The 17,374-nt window shown below is 59.7% G+C and carries 21 protein-coding genes; 14 read left to right on the top strand and 7 right to left on the bottom strand.

The window, feature by feature from the left end:
• From cobU to ALP40_RS01960, 7 genes are all read left to right on the top strand, one after another.
• A complete protein-coding gene (cobU, locus tag ALP40_RS01985; RefSeq protein WP_122206623.1) occupies positions 1-522 on the top strand; it encodes a bifunctional adenosylcobinamide kinase/adenosylcobinamide-phosphate guanylyltransferase in 522 nt (173 codons plus the stop codon).
• Positions 519-1,571 (top strand): nicotinate-nucleotide--dimethylbenzimidazole phosphoribosyltransferase, encoded by a 1,053-nt coding sequence (cobT, locus tag ALP40_RS01980; RefSeq protein ID WP_122206622.1) that lies wholly within the window; start codon positions 519-521, stop codon positions 1,569-1,571. The genes cobU and cobT overlap by 4 nt, the downstream gene beginning before the upstream one ends.
• On the top strand, positions 1,568-2,140 hold the full coding sequence (gene cobC / locus ALP40_RS01975; RefSeq protein ID WP_122206621.1) for an alpha-ribazole phosphatase family protein: 573 nt from the start codon (positions 1,568-1,570) through the stop codon (positions 2,138-2,140). The genes cobT and cobC overlap by 4 nt, the downstream gene beginning before the upstream one ends.
• 1 nt (position 2,141) lies before the next feature.
• The gene (locus ALP40_RS01970) at positions 2,142-2,873 is read left to right on the top strand and encodes an adenosylcobinamide-GDP ribazoletransferase (RefSeq protein WP_122206620.1); all 732 of its coding nucleotides are present in this window, start codon (positions 2,142-2,144) and stop codon (positions 2,871-2,873) included.
• Positions 2,874-2,977: 104 nt separating this feature from the next.
• A complete protein-coding gene (locus ALP40_RS01965; RefSeq protein WP_122206619.1) occupies positions 2,978-4,186 on the top strand; it encodes an MFS transporter in 1,209 nt (402 codons plus the stop codon).
• Complete coding sequence (locus ALP40_RS25695; protein WP_258198104.1) at positions 4,183-4,305, top strand: hypothetical protein; 123 nt, start codon at positions 4,183-4,185, stop codon at positions 4,303-4,305. Before ALP40_RS01965 ends, ALP40_RS25695 begins: the two co-directional genes overlap by 4 nt.
• A gap of 61 nt (positions 4,306-4,366) precedes the next feature.
• Complete coding sequence (locus tag ALP40_RS01960) at positions 4,367-4,918, top strand: glutathione peroxidase (protein WP_122206618.1); 552 nt, start codon at positions 4,367-4,369, stop codon at positions 4,916-4,918.
• A 406-nt stretch (positions 4,919-5,324) separates the two neighbouring features.
• Here ALP40_RS01960 and ALP40_RS01955 read toward each other — a convergent pair whose 3' ends face one another.
• The 4 genes from ALP40_RS01955 to ALP40_RS01940 form a co-directional block, all read right to left on the bottom strand.
• The gene (locus ALP40_RS01955; protein ID WP_181114842.1) at positions 5,325-6,599 is read right to left on the bottom strand and encodes an OmpP1/FadL family transporter; all 1,275 of its coding nucleotides are present in this window, start codon (positions 6,597-6,599) and stop codon (positions 5,325-5,327) included.
• 158 nt (positions 6,600-6,757) lie between these two features.
• Positions 6,758-7,237, bottom strand: a complete 480-nt coding sequence (locus ALP40_RS01950; RefSeq protein WP_122206616.1) for a hypothetical protein — start codon at positions 7,235-7,237, stop codon at positions 6,758-6,760.
• 272 nt (positions 7,238-7,509) lie between these two features.
• A complete protein-coding gene (locus tag ALP40_RS01945) occupies positions 7,510-7,734 on the bottom strand; it encodes a hypothetical protein (RefSeq protein ID WP_122206615.1) in 225 nt (74 codons plus the stop codon).
• Positions 7,735-8,216: 482 nt separating this feature from the next.
• The gene (locus ALP40_RS01940) at positions 8,217-8,522 is read right to left on the bottom strand and encodes a hypothetical protein (RefSeq protein ID WP_122206614.1); all 306 of its coding nucleotides are present in this window, start codon (positions 8,520-8,522) and stop codon (positions 8,217-8,219) included.
• 763 nt (positions 8,523-9,285) lie between these two features.
• Between ALP40_RS01940 and rmuC the strand changes: the two genes are divergently transcribed.
• Both rmuC and ALP40_RS25935 read left to right on the top strand, forming a co-directional pair.
• Positions 9,286-10,650: a DNA recombination protein RmuC gene (rmuC, locus tag ALP40_RS01935; RefSeq protein ID WP_181114844.1), complete on the top strand. Its 1,365-nt coding sequence runs from the start codon at positions 9,286-9,288 to the stop codon at positions 10,648-10,650.
• Between the two features lie 180 nt (positions 10,651-10,830).
• The gene (locus ALP40_RS25935; protein WP_308812324.1) at positions 10,831-10,953 is read left to right on the top strand and encodes a PA1414 family protein; all 123 of its coding nucleotides are present in this window, start codon (positions 10,831-10,833) and stop codon (positions 10,951-10,953) included.
• An 84-nt stretch (positions 10,954-11,037) separates the two neighbouring features.
• On the opposite strand, the gene ALP40_RS01930 is transcribed toward ALP40_RS25935, so the two are convergent.
• A complete protein-coding gene (locus ALP40_RS01930; RefSeq protein ID WP_122206612.1) occupies positions 11,038-11,352 on the bottom strand; it encodes a hypothetical protein in 315 nt (104 codons plus the stop codon).
• 209 nt (positions 11,353-11,561) lie between these two features.
• On the opposite strand from ALP40_RS01930, the gene ALP40_RS01925 reads away from it, so the two are divergent.
• Together ALP40_RS01925 and ALP40_RS01920 are read left to right on the top strand one after the other, a co-directional pair.
• Positions 11,562-12,164 (top strand): tRNA-uridine aminocarboxypropyltransferase, encoded by a 603-nt coding sequence (locus tag ALP40_RS01925; protein WP_122206611.1) that lies wholly within the window; start codon positions 11,562-11,564, stop codon positions 12,162-12,164.
• 99 nt (positions 12,165-12,263) lie between these two features.
• Complete coding sequence (locus tag ALP40_RS01920) at positions 12,264-13,223, top strand: DMT family transporter (RefSeq protein ID WP_122206610.1); 960 nt, start codon at positions 12,264-12,266, stop codon at positions 13,221-13,223.
• A 19-nt stretch (positions 13,224-13,242) separates the two neighbouring features.
• On the opposite strand, the gene ALP40_RS01915 is transcribed toward ALP40_RS01920, so the two are convergent.
• Together ALP40_RS01915 and ALP40_RS01910 are read right to left on the bottom strand one after the other, a co-directional pair.
• On the bottom strand, positions 13,243-13,857 hold the full coding sequence (locus tag ALP40_RS01915) for an NAD(P)H-dependent oxidoreductase (RefSeq protein WP_122206609.1): 615 nt from the start codon (positions 13,855-13,857) through the stop codon (positions 13,243-13,245).
• Positions 13,850-15,244: a class II fumarate hydratase gene (locus tag ALP40_RS01910; protein ID WP_122206608.1), complete on the bottom strand. Its 1,395-nt coding sequence runs from the start codon at positions 15,242-15,244 to the stop codon at positions 13,850-13,852. The genes ALP40_RS01915 and ALP40_RS01910 overlap by 8 nt, the downstream gene beginning before the upstream one ends.
• Before the next feature lie 169 nt (positions 15,245-15,413).
• On the opposite strand from ALP40_RS01910, the gene ALP40_RS01905 reads away from it, so the two are divergent.
• The 3 genes from ALP40_RS01905 to ALP40_RS01895 all read left to right on the top strand — a co-directional run bounded on the left by ALP40_RS01905 (position 15,414) and on the right by ALP40_RS01895 (position 17,371).
• Positions 15,414-15,941, top strand: coding sequence for a DUF2059 domain-containing protein (locus ALP40_RS01905; RefSeq protein ID WP_122206607.1), 528 nt, complete (start codon positions 15,414-15,416; stop codon positions 15,939-15,941).
• Positions 15,942-15,953: 12 nt separating this feature from the next.
• Positions 15,954-16,247: a BolA family transcriptional regulator gene (locus ALP40_RS01900; protein WP_122206606.1), complete on the top strand. Its 294-nt coding sequence runs from the start codon at positions 15,954-15,956 to the stop codon at positions 16,245-16,247.
• 170 nt (positions 16,248-16,417) lie between these two features.
• On the top strand, positions 16,418-17,371 hold the full coding sequence (locus ALP40_RS01895; RefSeq protein WP_122206605.1) for a rhodanese-related sulfurtransferase: 954 nt from the start codon (positions 16,418-16,420) through the stop codon (positions 17,369-17,371).
• Positions 17,372-17,374: the final 3 nt, after the last annotated feature.

Genomic DNA, 17,374 nt, shown 5'->3' with positions numbered 1-17,374 from the left:
ATGCTGCAACTGATCCTGGGCGGTGCGCGTTCCGGCAAGAGTCGTCTGGCCGAGAAGCTGGCCGCCGATGGCGGCCTGAACGTGACCTACATCGCTACCAGCCAGCCGCTGGACGGTGAAATGAACCAGCGCGTTGCCAGCCACCGCGCCCGCAGGCCTGCGCAGTGGGGATTGGTGGAGGAGCCGGTCGAACTGGCCCGCGTACTGCGGGACAACGCTGCTTTCGACCAGTGCCTGTTGGTGGATTGCCTGACCCTGTGGCTGACCAACCTGCTGATGTTGGAAGACCCTGAGCGCCTTGCGCACGAGCGTGATGCGCTGCTCGATTGCCTGGCGACCTTGCCGGGTGAAATCATTTTCGTCAGCAACGAAACCGGGCTTGGCGTCGTGCCGCTGGGTGAGCTGACTCGCCGTTATGTCGATGAAGCGGGCCTTCTGCATCAGGCCTTGGCCGAACGTTGCCAGCGTGTGGTGTTGACCGTCGCTGGCCTGCCCCTGACTTTGAAAGGAACTGCGTTATGAGTAACTCCTGGTGGCTCGAACCCGCACAAGCCATTGACGTGCCCATGCGTGAAGCCGCGCTGACCCGTCAGCAACAACTGACCAAGCCGGCGGGCTCGTTGGCGCAACTGGAACGCCTGGCCGTGCAGCTGGCCGGTTTGCAGGGGCGTGAGCGACCGGCTGCCGATCAGGTCTGGATCGCGATTTTCGCAGGCGATCATGGTGTGGTTGCAGAGGGTGTGTCGGCGTACCCGCAGGCGGTCACCGGGCAGATGTTGCACAACTTCGTCAATGGCGGCGCGGCGATCAGCGTGTTGGCGCGTCAATTGTCTGCGCAACTGGACGTGGTCGATCTGGGCACCGTGCTGCCGGTGGACCTGCCGGGTGTGCGTCATTTGCGCATCGGCGCAGGCACCGCCAACTTTGCTCAAGGCCCGGCCATGATCGAAGCGCAGGGTCTCGCGGCGTTGCAGGCCGGGCGTGACAGTGTGCAGCGTGCCAAGGCGGCGGGCACCGAGCTGTTCATCGGCGGCGAGATGGGCATCGGTAATACCACCGCTGCAAGCGCCGTGGCATGTTCCATGCTGGAGTGTGACGCCCAATTACTGGTCGGCCCGGGCACTGGTTTGAACGCTGAAGGCATCGCGCACAAGATTCGGGTCATCGAGCGCGCCTTGACGCTGCACGCCGATCACGCGGGTGACCCTTTGCGCAGCCTTTACAGCCTGGGTGGTTTCGAGATTGCCGCCTTGGCAGGCGCCTACCTGGCGTGCGCCCAGGAAGGCATCGTGGCACTGGTCGACGGTTTTATCTGCAGCGTGGCGGCGTTGGTGGCGGTGCGCCTCAATCCATCGTGCCGCGACTGGCTGCTGTTCGGACATCGCGGTGCCGAGCCCGGCCATCGCCACGTCCTTGAAATTCTGCAGGCCGACCCCTTGCTTGATCTGGGCTTGCGCCTGGGTGAGGGCAGCGGCGCGGCGTTGGCGGTCCCGCTGGTGCGTATGGCCTGTGAGTTGCACAACGGCATGTCGACCTTTGCCGAAGCCAGCGTGTCGGATCGCCCGGCATGAGCCTGCGTCTGGATTTGTTGCGTCATGGCGAAACCGAACAAGGTGGCGGCTTGCGTGGCAGCATCGACGACGCGCTGACTGAACCGGGCTGGCAGCAGATGCGTTCGGCGGTGGCTGAAGCCGGTCCCTGGGACCGCATCGTGAGTTCGCCTTTGCAGCGTTGTGCCCGCTTTTGCGAAGAGCTTGCCGAGCGGTTGTCGCTGCCCCTTGAGCTTGAACCGGGCGTGCAAGAACTGCATTTTGGCGACTGGGAAGGCCACAGCCCTGCGCAGTTGATGGAAACCGACGCCGACGGCCTTGGGCGATTCTGGAACGACCCTTACACCTTCACGCCGCCCAACGGTGAGGCCGTGATCGATTTTTCGGCGCGGGTTCTGGCTGCCGTGCAGCGTTTGCATCAGGCCTACGACGGTGAACGAGTACTGCTGGTCAGCCACGGTGGCGTGATGCGCTTGCTGCTGGCGCAGGCGCGTGGCCTGCCGCGTGAGCAACTGCTGCAAGTGGTGGTCGGGCACGGCGCGCTGCTGTCGATCAACGTCGCCGCTCATGGCGTTCTGACTGAGGCCTGACATGCTGCCATTCTGGATTGCCTTGCAATTCCTCAGCAGTTTCCCGATTCGCCTGCCAGGCATGCCAAGGCCTGAAGAAACGGGTCGCTCGCTGTTGTTCTATCCGATGGTAGGCGTGCTGTTCGGCGTGGTACTGATGAGCCTGAATGCGTTACTGGCGGGTGCGCCGCTGATGCTGCACGCCGCGTTGCTACTCAGCGCCTGGGTGTTGCTCAGTGGCGGTTTGCATCTGGACGGTCTTGCGGACAGCGCCGATGCCTGGCTGGGCGGATTCGGTGATCGCGAGCGAACGCTGGTTATCATGAAAGACCCGCGCAGCGGACCGATTGCCGTGGTTACGCTGGTGTTGGTACTGCTGCTCAAATTCACGGCTATTCTGGCGTTGATCGAGAGCCATCACACCATTGCCCTGTTACTGGCTCCGCTGATCGGGCGCAGCGCAATGCTCGGCCTGTTTCTGAGTACGCCTTACGTGCGGGCTGGCGGGTTGGGGCAGGCCCTGGCGGATCATCTGCCCCGTGGCGCGGCCCGGCAGGTGTTACTGGCCTGTGTGGTGGCCTGCGTGCTGCTGGCGGGTTGGTCAGGTCTGGTGGTTGTTCTGGTGTCGATGGCCTGTTTCCTGTGGTTGCGACAGGTGATGCTTCGTCGCCTGGACGGCACTACGGGCGACACGGCGGGCGCATTGCTGGAGTTGCTGGAGCTCGCAGTATTGGTGACGATGGCGCTGCACTGATCGGCTGGGATAAGCGATTGACAGGCTCGCCTGACGGAGCGTAATTTCGCCGCTAGTGATTTACGGGTATATCCACGCAATTCCGGACAGGGAGCATAAGAACAATGACATCAGTCTGGCGTACCAGCGGCTGGATACTGCTCGGGAGTGCGCTGATCCTCGCGCTTTCCCTGGGCACGCGGCACGGTTTCGGTCTGTTCCTTGCGCCCATGAGCGCGGACTTTGGCTGGGGGCGCGAGGTCTTCGCGTTCTCCATCGCTCTGCAGAACCTGATGTGGGGGCTGGCTCAACCGTTTGCCGGCGCGCTGGCGGATCGTTTTGGTGCGGCCAGGGTCGTGTTCGTGGGGGGCGTGCTGTATGCCGTCGGGCTGTTGTGCATGAGCATGGCCGATTCGCCATTGAGTCTGTCGCTGAGCGCGGGCCTGTTGATCGGCATCGGTCTGTCCGGCACTTCGTTTTCCGTGATCCTCGGCGTTGTGGGGCGTGCCTTGCCCGCCGAGAAGCGCAGCATGGGGATGGGTATCGCCAGCGCAGCCGGATCGTTCGGCCAGTTCGCCATGTTGCCCGGTACGCTGGGGCTGATCGGTTGGCTGGGCTGGTCCGGCGCCTTGCTGGTGCTGGGTGTGTTGGTGGCGCTGATCCTGCCGCTGGTGAGCATGCTCAAGGACAAGCCAATCGAGTCCGTGGGCATTCAGCAAACCTTGGGCGAAGCCTTGCGCGAGGCGTGTACCCACTCCGGCTTCTGGCTATTGGCTCTGGGCTTTTTCGTCTGTGGTTTTCAGGTGGTGTTCATTGGTGTGCATTTGCCTGCCTACCTGGTCGACCAGCACCTTCCAGCGAAAGTCGGCACAACGGTGCTGGCGCTGATCGGCCTGTTCAACATCTTCGGCACCTATACCGCAGGTTGGCTGGGTGGGCGCATGTCCAAGCCGCGTCTGCTGACAATGCTGTATCTGCTGCGAGCGGTTGTGATTGTGCTGTTCCTGTGGATTCCGCTCAGCCAGACCACGGCTTATCTATTTGGGGTGGCGATGGGGCTGTTGTGGTTGTCCACCGTTCCGCTGATCAACGGTACGGTCGCGACGCTGTTCGGGGTGCGTAACCTGTCGATGCTTGGGGGGATCGTTTTCCTGTTCCACCAATTGGGCGCTTTCCTTGGCGGCTGGCTGGGTGGCCTTGTGTATGACCGGACCGGAAGTTACGACTTGATCTGGCAGGTGTCGATTCTGCTCAGCCTGTTGGCGGCAGCCCTCAACTGGCCGGTGCGTGAACGGCCTGTGGCACGCTTGCAGGCGCAGGCGGGTGTTGCGTGAGCAGGCGATGGCCGTTGCTGGCGGCGCTTGCCGCAGGTGTCGCGGTGCTAGCGCTGGTCTGGTGGGGCTGGCAGCACGTTGGCCTTGCAGCATTGCAGCTGGGCATGGGCGCTTGCTAGGCAGAAGCCGTTTGTTGGGGTAGCGTGTCGCCAGACAGCCACCATTTCCAGGGACGCCTTGATGAACACTCGTTTTATATCGATTCCCTTTCTACTGCTGGCCATGAGCGGCACCGTAATGGCCGCCGACTGCCCGGAACTCCTTCAAGGCGAACTGCCCAAACTGCGCTCCAAGGAAAACATCGACCTGTGCCAGCGTTATGCAGGCAAGCCGATGGTGGTGGTCAATACTGCCAGCTTCTGCGGCTTCGCCCCGCAATTCAAAGGACTTGAAGAGCTAAGCCAGCGCTACAAAGGGCAGGGGCTCGAAGTGTTGGGCGTGCCGTCCAATGATTTCAAGCAGGAGGCCAAGGATGGTGAAGAAACCGCCAAGGTTTGCTACGTCAACTATGGCGTTACCTTCACCATGACCGAGCCGCAGGCCGTACGGGGTGACGACGCCACCCATCTGTTCAAGGTGCTCGCCGAACAGAGCAGTGCCCCGCGCTGGAACTTCTATAAGTATGTAGTGGATCGCCAGGGCAAGGTCGTCGCCAACTTCTCCAGCATGACCAAACCCGATGATCCTGAGCTGATTGCGGCCATTGAGAAGGCGATTGCGTCCAAGCCTTGAGACGGGTGACGTGAGGTGAGGCGAGCGCCCCGCAGCCGATGCGGATATTTACGGAGGCTCGCTGTCGTGCGGTAGTTCACCGGACTGAGGGGCGTCTCAACACGTTTTCGACGTAACGCTGTGTCGCAGCAAATACCGGCCATCGTGGGAGCGTACTTGTCCGCGAATGCTGCATTTCAGTCCCTGAGCCTGCATGCGGTGTATCAGATGCACTCAAGGGCCGCTGCGCAGCCCATCGCTGCCGTCGTAACCTCCGAGAGCTCCCTCGGCCTGCGGGCAGAGGCGGGTTTCATTGGTTCTTTAGCGGTTAGGTGTTCGATAACAGGCAGCATAATTCTGACGCAACAAAAAGCCCGCCATCCCTGAGGATGAGCGGGCTTTCTTTCAGCCGATTTTCAGTCGTCTATCAGAAGCGATAGGTAACGGAGGTGCCGACGCCGTGCGCAGTGTTGCGGAAGTCTGCGCTGTACGCGCCTTTGGTCGCGCTGCTGTTGCGGATCTTGGCTTCGTCTTCACGCAGGTACGAGTACGCCACGTCGATGGTCAGATCGTCGGTCGGGCTCCAGCCAGCGCCGAAGCTGACGATCTTGCGGTCGCCTGTCGGGATGCGTGGAGAGCGGTTGACGTTGTTGGTCGGCGCCTGATCCACGGAGAAGCCTGTGCGCAGTGTCCACTCCTTGTTGACCTTGTACGAAGCACCAATGGCGTGAGCCCAGGTGTCGTGCCAGTCCTGCTCTTCGGAGATGGTGCCGATCGGGCCTGCCGAGCCGCCCAGCTGCGCAGGAACGCCGTCGTTGTTGACGGTGATATCGGTCAGACGGCTCCAGCGGGTCCAGGTGCTGCCTGCGTAGACAGTCCAGTTCTCGTCGATCTGCTGAGTGACGGAGAAGTCCACCGACTCAGGCGTAGAGATGTCCAGCGAGGCGTCATATTTCTGGCCGCCGAACGGACCGAAGCCCGAACCTTCGACCTTGGTTTTGCCCTTGAGCTTGTAATCGACCTTGGAGTGATACGTCAGGCCCAGGCGCGTGGTGTCAGTGGCCTGCACGAGTACGCCGACGTTGAAGCCCAGCGCAGTGTCGTCGCCTTCGATCTTCACCTTGCCGTCGTTGCGGCCTGGCGTTGCGGCGTTGAGCGTGGAGGAAGTCAGCTCGCCGTCGATGCGGTTGAGGGTCGGGCCGAAACCGATGGACACCTTGTCATTGAAGGCGTAGCTGACAGTCGGCTGAAGCGTGACGACCTGTACGTGGCTCTTGTCGCCCCAGTAGCGGCCAGCGAAACCGCTTTCATAGTCGGTCACCAGACCGAACGGTGCATACATGCCCAGGCCGAATGCCCAGTGATCATCGATGGGTTTGACGTAGTAGCCCATCGGTACGCCCACGACGGGAACCATGTCGCCGTCGTTGCTGCCACCGAAAGTGCCACGGCCGTTGTCGATGTTGGTCTTGGCGATCACCGCTGCCGCGCCCACGCTGATTTCTTCACGTTTCAGGCGGGACATGCCGGCAGGGTTGCCGAAGACGGTGCTTGCATCATCGGCAGACGAGGAGCGACCAGCGAAACCGGTGCCCATGCCACTGACACTTTGTTCGTTGAGCGCGAAACCGGCAGCGAACAACTGCGTGGAGGCCAGGCCGATAGCCAGACCCAGTGTTGTCCTGTTCATTACTTTTGTCATTATTTTCATTATTAGAACTCCTGTGATCACCGGGCGGAAATTACCAACATTTTCGGCGGCGCGCTATAGGCTGAAGAGCCCGAGATAGAGCTATTCTTGTAGGACAATCCGTCTCGCTTGTGGCGAACGCTCTGGATCTTCGAATTACGCTGCCTGGCTCATGCCGGTAAATACAACGGTGCGACGGTGGCGTGCCAGCACGCGACAAAATCCCTGAGTCGACCTTGCGGCTGAAACACCGCTCGCCAGATCCGTGCCATTGCCACTGGATCATCCTCGGCGGGCAGGGTGGCCTTGTGCGATTCGATCATCATCCAGGCGATCGCGGTGGCGTACCGCAGGTTCACGGTCAGCTCCAGATGGGGGCCGCTGAGAAAGGCATGTTGGCTGGCGAGGCCTCTGACCCGGCTGGCCAGGTCCGGATCCAGTGCCAGGTAGTTGTCCCAGAGTTGTCGATGCCGGGGTTCCGGGATGCGGTAGAGGCCGTGTCCGCGTCGGCTGTCGAGTGCGGCGCCCAGTGCGGACTGGCTGGCGGCGATGCCCAGCAGCAACGACTCGGCGCGATGGCTGCGGCGGTCCAGATAAACCAGGGTCGGTCGGATGACGTGACGGCATAATTCTATGGCTGCAATACCCATAATACTGTCGGCGCTCGGAAGGGTGGCCGGAGGCTCCTGACGAATGGTCATTGCAAGCAGGGCAGGGGCTGCCGGAGACGACGTGGGTCGTTCGAGTTGAAGTGTAGTGTCAAAGATGCGGTGTAAAGGGCTGTTTTTAAATTGTTTGCGGTTTTGCCGATAAGTGGATGGATAATCGGGCGATTAGCTGCAGCGTTCTCCCGGAAAACGCCAGGCAATAAAAAGCCCCGCTTGTGAGGGCGGGGCTTCGGCTTGCGGTGTGACGTTCGTCTTTAGGCGGTCAGGGCCTGACGCGTACGCTCGATCACGGCCTGCAGCGGTTCGGCGCTGGCGTATTGATCGGGGTACAGGCGTTCGCTGTGACGGGCGATGCCGTGTTCGTTGACGATGGTGAAGCTGAAGCAGCCTTTGCGGGCGGCCATGATCAGGCAATTCATAGGGGCAAAAGCATGGGTAAGCGTATGAATGGCGTGTTGGGTCTGGTTATGGTGAGTCATGTAGGTGTTTCCTGAATCAACACGGAACAATACCGTGCATAAATAAAGATTCCAGTAAACGCGGGCCGGCATTGGGGTAATTAAAGCCTGGCAGGGCGAAGAACCTGACTGGAACAAGACAGTCAGTTGAAGCGCGCTTTATCGAATGGCGCTCTGGCTGGCTGGTAGGTACTTAGGAGGGCAGGCAACACAACAGGAGCAAAGGTTCGACGCTCCAGGTGAAGATCCTGATCAATTGCAGGCTGGTTGAAGCAGAACATGGTAGCCGTAACTGCACTGTCGCCTTGATGGCTCACGAATGCGATAGGTCATGTCTGGAAACCATCGAGGTGGTCGATCCCTTGTAGCCAACATTCTCTTCCTTTGGAAAGAGCTAACGTTGGGGGACTTGTCGACCGGAATTGATTTTCAGCTTGGTACTAACGATGGCAATGCTAATGAAGTGCGTGGGGATTTGCAAGGGGGCGATTAAAAATAATCAGCTACCAATTCCCGGCAATCCGATAGATCAGTACCGTGGCGCAGGCGACCATCGAGCAGCCCAGAAGGTAGGCGGCAATGGTCAGCCGCATGGATTTGCGGCGCTCAATGGCCCGCATGATATCGCCCACCGTGTTGATGCGTCCGTGGCTCAGGTCGCTGCAGATGATCAGTGCGACCGCAATGCCTGACAAGAGAGTGGTGTAGGAGAAGACACCGCCATCGGGTGGAGGCAAGATAACGCTCGCGCCCACTGCGAGGGTGCAGGCAGCCACCAGCAGCACGAAGAACTGTACGACTTCTCTCATCGTGTCCCTTGAGTAATGACAGGAATCAGCGGCGACGCTGCGTTTTTCAGCGCACGTTGGACCGCAACGAGTGCTATTTGTGCTGCGCTGACATGCGCGTTGCCGATCATGGGCCCAAACAAGGCTGCGCATTGATGGTTTTAGGCCATCAATTACCGCCATGAAAGCCATGTATCCATTGATAAAACCCTGCAATTACGCGTCTTCTGTTCAAGGTTTGAAACACGCCAAAAGTCGATCATTTCGCAGTTGTACACATTAGCGTCACAAGCTGCCACATCACTGTCACATGCGTCGCTAAGGGTTTGATTTCTGATGGTGAATTATTAAGTCAATGAAAAACATCGTTTTTTTAAACTGGTGAAAAAATCGTCAGTTTGAGCGCAAGCCCCATTCTGCCTGCGTTTGAGAGAGTAAAAGGGGTGTTGTCCACTGAGTTATCCACAGCTTCTGTGGATTGTCCCGATTGAAAACGATACGAAATTGGGGGTGTGCGTGACACGTAAAGGGAGTAGAATCTTGGCCCCCGATTTGCCCCTTCACCCTTCCACTCTCTCAGCCTGACGCGCCGTCGCGGCTGAACGCTCTGTTTTTCTGAAGGCTTTACGCATAATGCCGCTGGCATTCACTGGGCACGCACGGAGTCGTTATGGCATTTGACTTGAACAGCCTGTTGCTTGGCCTTGGCGCAGCCGCATTGCCCTTGCTGGCATGGGCCTGGCAGTTGCAACGCCGGTTGGCGCGTCGTGATGCCGATACCGCACTGCTGGACGAGCGCCTGAGCATGGCGCAGATGGCGCAGGACGGCCTCAATGCTCAGCTCGATGCCTGTCGCGATGAGATCAGCGACCTGAGCCAGGCCAATGCTGCCAAACAGGCAGACCTCGCCGCGTTGCGCCGTGAAGTCGAGCTGTTGCGGCAGGAGTGTGACACTGCCCGCGATGTGAACCAGGGGTTGAATCAGGAGCGCGCCACCAAAGAGGTCGAGTTACGCCGTCTCGATGCGCAGTGCGCCGCTCTGGGTGCCGAGTTGCGCGAACAGCAAGACAGCCATCAGCAGCGGCTCAATGATCTTCAAGGGTCTCGTGATGAACTGCGTGCTCAGTTCGCGGAGCTGGCGGGCAAGATTTTCGATGAGCGCGAGCAGCGCTTCGCGGAAACCAGTCAGCAGCAATTGGGTCAGTTGCTCACCCCCCTGAAAGAGCGCATTCAATCCTTTGAGAAGCGCGTTGAGGAAAGCTATCAGAACGAAGCCCGTGAGCGATTCTCGCTGGCCAAGGAGCTGGAGCGCTTGCAGCAGCTCAATCTGCGCCTGAGCGATGAGGCCACCAACCTGACGCGGGCACTCAAGGGGCAGAAGACCCAAGGTAACTGGGGCGAGTTGATTCTGGAGCGAGTGCTGGAACATGCGGGGTTGGAGAAAGGCCGTGAGTACCAAACCCAAGTCAGCCTTAAAGGACCGGATGGCGAGCGCTTCCAGCCCGACGTGCTGATCATGCTGCCGGGCGACAAGCAGGTGGTGGTGGATGCCAAGGTCAGTCTGACGGCTTACCAACAGTATGTGTCGTCAGATGACGACGTGATCGGTCAGGCTGCGCTGAAACAGCACGTTCTTTCGCTGCGCAATCACGTCAAAGGGCTCTCGGGCAAGGATTACAAAAGGCTCGAAGGCCTTCACAGCCTGGATTTCGTCCTGTTGTTCGTGCCCATCGAGGCGGCGTTTTCCGCTGCGTTGCAGGCCGAGCCGAACCTGTTTCAGGAAGCTTTCGACCGCAACATCGTGATCGTCAGCCCAACGACACTGCTGGCCACACTGCGGGTGATCGACAGCCTGTGGAAGCAGGAGCGACAAAGCCAGAACGCCCGCGAGATCGCCGAGCGTGCAGGCTGGCTATACGACAAGTTCGTGCTGTTCATCCAGGACCTGGACGAAGTGGGCAGCCGTCTTCAACAACTGGACAAGGCTTATTCTGCTGCGCGCAACAAACTGACGGAGGGCCGTGGGAATCTGATCAGTCGCAGCGAGCAACTCAAGCTGTTGGGTGCGCGCGCCAGCAAAAGCCTGCCCCCGGATCTGCTGGAGCGGGCGATGACGGATGAAGAGGGTCTGATGCGTCTGCCTGAATGAATTCACGCGGATTGATCGCCGTCCGTCGCAAAGACGTGAAGGAAGTATCAGTAGCTGTCACATTGCCCATATCGGGAAAATTGTTTTCCGTAATGCTCGGCGAATCGACTGCAGGCTTCTATGATCTCTAATGAGCGATCGGTACAGGTTGATTTCCGTGTTTTCCCTGAAGGGGGCTTTATGAACAGCAAACTGCAAGAATGGCTCCATGATGTGGGTGTTGCGCTGGGTCTTATCGAGCGACCAAAGCTGCAGCCCATCCCGGTTCGCACTGACGACCCACGTCGCCGTCCGCGCCGATAGGTTTCACCGGCCAGCGTTGTCGCAATGACAATGCAAGACGCCTAGGCTTCGGGGCGCCCCAGCGTCCCGAAATGAATGCTCAGGTCAGCGCCGCCAAGGGGCGCGACCCGGTTTTTTCTTCTCACCTTCCAATGCTTGCGACGAATCCTGCTGCATCAACAGAATCAGATCCACCACCATCGGCAATGACAGGTGCTGGGGTTTGTTGACGGCACGTTTTCGGATGAATTCGGGAAACTCGAAGTTAAACTCGCTTCCCAATTGACTGAAGAGCGTCTCGACATCCTCGTCATCCAGCACCAAGTCCTTGAACGTGGCGTCGTCGCGGATTTGCGCCTTGTCCACCAGAATGACGCCCAGCGCATCCAGCACCCGTTGTTTAATCCCCTCGCGATTCATGAGAACCCCTGATATTGATCGTGCTGATCCAAGCAGGGGGACTTCATGTCACCAGCCCTGTGCATTGAGGCTAGCGCAAATCCGAAGCGCAACCGCTGATTGCCCGGACGTAAAGGTGTCGAGTTGTTTAAACTGCCGCGTTGGGCGACAGGCGGTATGCCATGCCTGTCGAGTGGTCTGCCTGTGTGCCAAGTGAGTGCTGGAAAACGATGTCCCGAGCCCGATGTGAGCGTTGCCTTCGTCCTGACGATCATTGTCTGTGCGCCCTTATTCCCCAGCTGAACAGTCGAACCCGCGTGCTGATCCTGCAGCACCCGAGCGAGGTGGGGCATGCGTTGAATACCGCGCGTCTCGCAGCGTTAGGGCTGGTCAATGCGCAGCTTCTTGTCGGCGAGGTTTTCGACGATCTGGACGTTTTGCTCAACCCGCCCGGCTATCAGGCAAAATTGCTGTTTCCAGGCGATGCTGCCACGCCATTGGCAGGGGAGCGCTGCGCAGACCTGCCCACGCTGCTGGTGGTGCCGGATGGCACTTGGCGCAAGGCCCGCAAGTTGTTGCACCTCAACCCTCTGTTGGCAGCGCTGCCACGGGTAACGCTTGACGATGTCCCGGCGTCCCGCTACCGGCTGCGCAAGGCACCCGGCCCCGAAGCGGTGTCGACGCTGGAAGCCGTTGTTCATGCCCTGCAAACGCTTGAGGCACCCGCATCCTTCGATGCGTTGCTCAAGCCGTTCGATGCCTTGATAGAGGGGCAGATTCGAGCGATGGGCAGCGAGATTTACCGGCGCAATCATGGTGACCGTCGGCCGTGAACAAAACACTTTACGGCGATAACGCTGCCTGACTGTAACTGTCGCTTTGCGCATCAGCGCCTAGAATGAAGGCTTCGTCTTTCTTGTCTGGAACCTGTGATGCACATCTCTTCCGGCCGCTGGGTCTATGGCCTCTGTCTTGCGCTGCTGACTGCGCTGCTCTGGGGCGTCTTGCCCGTCAAACTCAAGCAGGTCTTGCAAGCGATGGATCCGGTTACCGTGACCTGGTTCAGGCTGCTGGTGTCCGGCTCCGTGCTGTTCGTCTGGTTGGCCTCGGTCAAGCGTTTGCCCAGTTTCAAATTGCTGGGGCGCAAGGGCAAGCTGCTGGTGCTACTGGCGGTATTGGGGTTGGTGGGCAATTATATGCTGTACCTGGTGGGTTTGCGCATGCTCAGCCCCGGTACGACGCAGTTGCTGATCCAGATCGGCCCGATCCTGCTGCTGATCAGCAGTATTTTTCTATTCAAGGAGCGTTTCAGTCTGGGCCAGGGCATCGGTCTGGCGATTCTGCTGATCGGCTTCGGGCTGTTCTTCAATCAGCGTCTGGTCGAACTGCTCACGTCGTTGGGCGATTACACCCTGGGTGTACTGATCGTGATTATGGCGTCAGTGGTCTGGACTTTTTACGGACTGAGCCAGAAGCAATTGCTGACCGTCTGGAATTCGCTTCAGGTCATGATGGTGATCTACCTGTTTTGCGCATTGCTCATCACGCCGTGGGCGCACCCTGCCGAAGCGTTGCAGTTGAGCCCGCTGCAGGGTTGGCTGTTGCTGGCTTGCTGCCTGAATACACTGGTGGCCTATGGCGCCTTCGCCGAAGCGCTGGCGCATTGGGAAGCCTCGCGGGTCAGTGCGACGCTGGCTCTGACGCCGTTGATTACGCTGGCGTCGGTCGCCATCGCTGCCTGGCTGTGGCCGACGTACGTACAGGCTGAGGATATCAACGCGCTGGGTTACGGGGGCGCGTTGCTGGTGGTGCTGGGGTCGGCGGTGACGGCTCTGGGGCCTTCGATGATCGAAGGACTCAAAGCCAGAAAGGCCAGACTGGCGCAAGTATGAAGCAGCCAGGCGAACGTGGTCAGCGTTTGCCCAACTCCAGCGCCTGACGAATCCATTGCTGGCGCTGCTCCTCGGTGGAGCTGCGCACCGGGGCGAACTTGGTCAGGCGCTTGGTCTTGATGCCACAAAAGCCGAGGATAGTGCGAATCATCTGCCGATGTGCCGGGGCGCCGTATATCCAGTGAAAGTAGCGGGGCGGGGTGTCCATCGTCACCAACAGTTCCGCCGTTCGGCCCTTGAGCAGTTCATTGGAGGGGTGTTTGCGCCCATGCGCCTTGAAGGCAAAACCGGGCATCAGCACCCGGTCGAAAAAACCGGTCAGCAAGGCCGGCAGACCGCCCCACCACACCGGATAAACGAACACCAGATGCTCGGCCCAGTGAATCTGCCGCTGGGCGTCGAGCAGGTCGTGTTCCAGCGTTTGGCTCTGTTCGTAACCGTTGTGCAGCACCGGATCGAAATCCAGCTCGCCAAGCTTCAGGATTCGGACCACATGCCCTTCACTGCGAGCGCCCTGGGTATAGGCTTCGCCGAGGGCATGGCACAAACTGATGGTCTTGGGCGTGCCATAGACCATCAGGATGCGTTTACCGCTGCCTTCCAGGGGTGTAGCGCCACTTTTGGCATCAGCCATTGCTGCCTGCCTCAAGCATTTTCTCAGGGCGTACCCACGCGTCGAACTCCTCGTCCGTCAGGTAACCCAGCGCCAGTGCCGCTTCTCGCAGGGTGAGCCCTTCGGTGTAGGCTTTCTTGGCAATGTGTGCCGATTTGTCGTAGCCGATGTGCGGGTTCAGCGCGGTGACCAGCATCAGGCCACGCTCAAGGTGCTCGGCCATTTTCTCTGCGTCCGGCTCCATGCCGGTAATGCAGTGCTCGTTGAAGTTGCTGCAACCATCAGCCAGCAAGCGGATCGACTGAAGAACGTTGTGAATGATGACCGGCTTGTAGACATTCAACTGCAAGTGACCCTGGCTGGCGGCAAAGCCGATGGTTACGTCGTTGCCCATGACCTGACAGGCCAGCATCGACAGCGCTTCGCACTGGGTCGGGTTGACCTTGCCGGGCATGATCGAGCTGCCGGGTTCGTTGGCAGGCAGTCTGACCTCGGCCAGACCGGCGCGCGGACCGGAACCCAGCAGGCGCAGGTCATTGGCAATCTTCATCAACGTGCCGGCGAGCGTTTTCAAAGCCCCCGACAGGGCCGCGAGCGGCTCATGGCCCGCCAGCGCGGCGAACTTGTTGGGGGCGGTGACGAAGGGCAGGCCAGACAGCGCGGCCAGCTCGGCGGCCACGGCTTCGGCAAAGCCTTTTGGCGAGTTCAGGCCGGTGCCCACGGCAGTACCGCCCTGCGCCAATTCGTAGACCGCTGGCAGCGTGGCGCGAATGGCTTTTTCCGCGTAGTCCAGTTGCGCCACGAAGCCGGACAGCTCTTGGCCAAACGTGATCGGCGTCGCATCCATCATGTGCGTCCGGCCGGTCTTGACCAGTTTCATGTGGCGTGCCGACTGCTCGGCGAGCCCGGCCGACAGCTCGGCAATGGCCGGCAAGAGCTTTTCCTTGACGGCCTGTGCGGTCGCGATGTGCATGGCGGTCGGGAAGCAATCGTTTGAGCTTTGCGAACGGTTGACGTGGTCATTGGGATGGACCGGCGACTTGCCGCCACGACCCTGGCCGGCCAGTTCGTTGGCTCGTCCGGCAATGACTTCGTTAACGTTCATGTTGCTCTGTGTGCCACTGCCGGTCTGCCAGACCACCAGCGGAAACTGGGCATCAAGCTGACCATCCAGCACTTCGTCGGCAGCTTGTTCGATCAGGCGGGCGATGTCGGCAGGCAAGTCGCCGTTGCGGTTGTTCACACGTGCGGCGGCCTTCTTGATCAGCGCAAGCGCATGCAGGACCGGCAGCGGCATGTGCTGATCGCCAATCGCGAAGTTGATCAGTGAGCGTTGGGTCTGGGCGCCCCAATAAGCGTCTTCGGGGACTTCGATCGGGCCAATGCTGTCGGTTTCTGTGCGGCTCACTGTGCTTACTCCTTTAAGTGCATTGCAGGGTTAGGTGTCCATATGGGAGCAGGGTTCCCGAGCGTTGCTTTTTAACCGCTCGACGAACCGGGGGTTGAGCCAAAAGGCTACATAAGCGCAGAATGGTCGGCCCTGAGGTATTGCCTCGCTTGCTAGATAAGGAAACTCGATGACCCGTCTTCGTGCCATTTGTACCGCGGTAGTTCTGGTCTGCGCCAGTGGCCAGGTCCTCGCCGATACCGCCAGTCACAACGCGAGCGCCGAAACGTTCCTGAAGCTTGCCAACGCTGATCGCCTCGGCGCTCCGGTGTACGCACAAGTCCAGCAGATGTTTGCCCAGCGCTTCGCCGAAACCAAGGCGCCTGCCTCGAAAAAGGCGCTGCTGGAAACCTATCAGGCCAAAGCCAATACCGCGCTTGACCAGGCCATTGGCTGGAACAAGCTCAAGCCTGAAATGGTAAAGCTCTACACCGCCAACTTCACCGAAGCCGAGCTTAAGGATCTGGTTGCGTTCTACCAGTCCCCGCTGGGCAAGAAAGTGATGACCAAAATGCCTGAGCTGGCCCAGCAATCGGCCCAGTTGACTCAAGGTAAACTGGAAAGCGCAGTGCCGGTGGTCAATAAGCTGCTCGCCGACATGACTGCCGAACTGGAACCTGCCAAGGCATCGGCTCCGGCCCCGGCCAAGAAGCCTTAAGCGAATCTCATCATGACCATGCAAACACGTATCGAGTCGGCGCTGGCGCTGCTGCAACCGCACCACCTGCAAGTGCTTGACGAGAGCCACATGCACAGTCGCGGTGAGCAGACGCACTACAAGGCCATTCTGGTCAGCGACCAGTTCGAGGGTCTGAACTCGGTCAAGCGTCACCAGAAGGTGTACGCCACGCTGGGTGGCCTGATGGGCGAGTTTCATGCCCTGGCCTTGCACACCTACACGCCTGAAGAATGGGCGAAGACCGGCGCAGCACCGGCTTCACCGACTTGCGCGGGCGGTCATTGACCGTCAAGGCCGGTGTGCCGTCGGGTTGTTGAGTCAAATCGGCAACCCGATGTGTCTGCCTGACATCTGTTTTTGCTAGAATCCGCACCGCGCCGCTTGGCCGGTGCGTTTTTTTTATTCAGATTTTTGTCCGGTAGGCCCTTTGCGAGGGTCGCCACCTGGAGAGATACATGACTCAACAGTCGATCAGTCAGCCGATCGTCGTGGCTGCGCTATACAAGTTCGTCACCCTCAGCGATTACGTCGAGTTCCGTGAGCCTCTGCTGCAGGCTATGGTGGACAATGGCGTCAAAGGCACTTTGTTGATTGCCGACGAAGGCATCAACGGTACGGTTTCCGGCACTCGCGAAGGCATCGACGGGCTGCTGGCCTGGTTGCGCAGCGACCCGCGTCTGGTGGATATCGACCACAAGGAATCGTACTGCGAAGAGCAGCCGTTCTACCGCACCAAGGTCAAACTCAAGAAAGAGATCGTGACCCTGGGCGTGGAAGGTGTCGACCCCAACAAGGCCGTGGGGACTTACGTCGAGCCCAAGGACTGGAACGAGCTGATCGCTGACCCTGAAGTGCTGCTGATCGACACGCGCAATGACTACGAGGTTTCCATCGGCACCTTCGAAGGCGCAATCGACCCCAAGACTACGTCCTTCCGCGAGTTTCCCGAGTACATCAAGGCACACTTCGACCCGACGGTACACAAGAAAGTCGCGATGTTCTGCACCGGCGGCATTCGCTGCGAGAAGGCCTCCAGTTACATGCTGGGCGAGGGCTTCGAAGAGGTCTACCACCTCAAGGGCGGAATCCTCAAGTACCTGGAAGAAGTGCCGCAGGAAGAAAGTCAGTGGCGCGGAGACTGTTTTGTCTTCGACAATCGTGTCACCGTACGCCACGACCTGACTGAGGGCGACTACGACCAGTGCCATGCCTGTCGCACCCCGATCAGCGCCGAAGACCGCGCCAGCGAGCATTATTCGCCCGGCGTGAGCTGCCCGCATTGTTGGGATTCGCTGAGCGAGAAGACCCGGCGCAGTGCCATTGATCGACAAAAACAGATCGAACTGGCCAAGGCGCGTAATCAGCCCCATCCGATCGGTCGTAACTACCGTCTGCCATCCGAGGCCTGAGCC

Source organism: Pseudomonas viridiflava (assembly GCF_003702045.1).
Classification (GTDB): Bacteria; Pseudomonadota; Gammaproteobacteria; order Pseudomonadales; family Pseudomonadaceae; genus Aquipseudomonas; species Aquipseudomonas viridiflava_C.
This window is presented reverse-complemented; position numbering and strand designations above follow the sequence as displayed.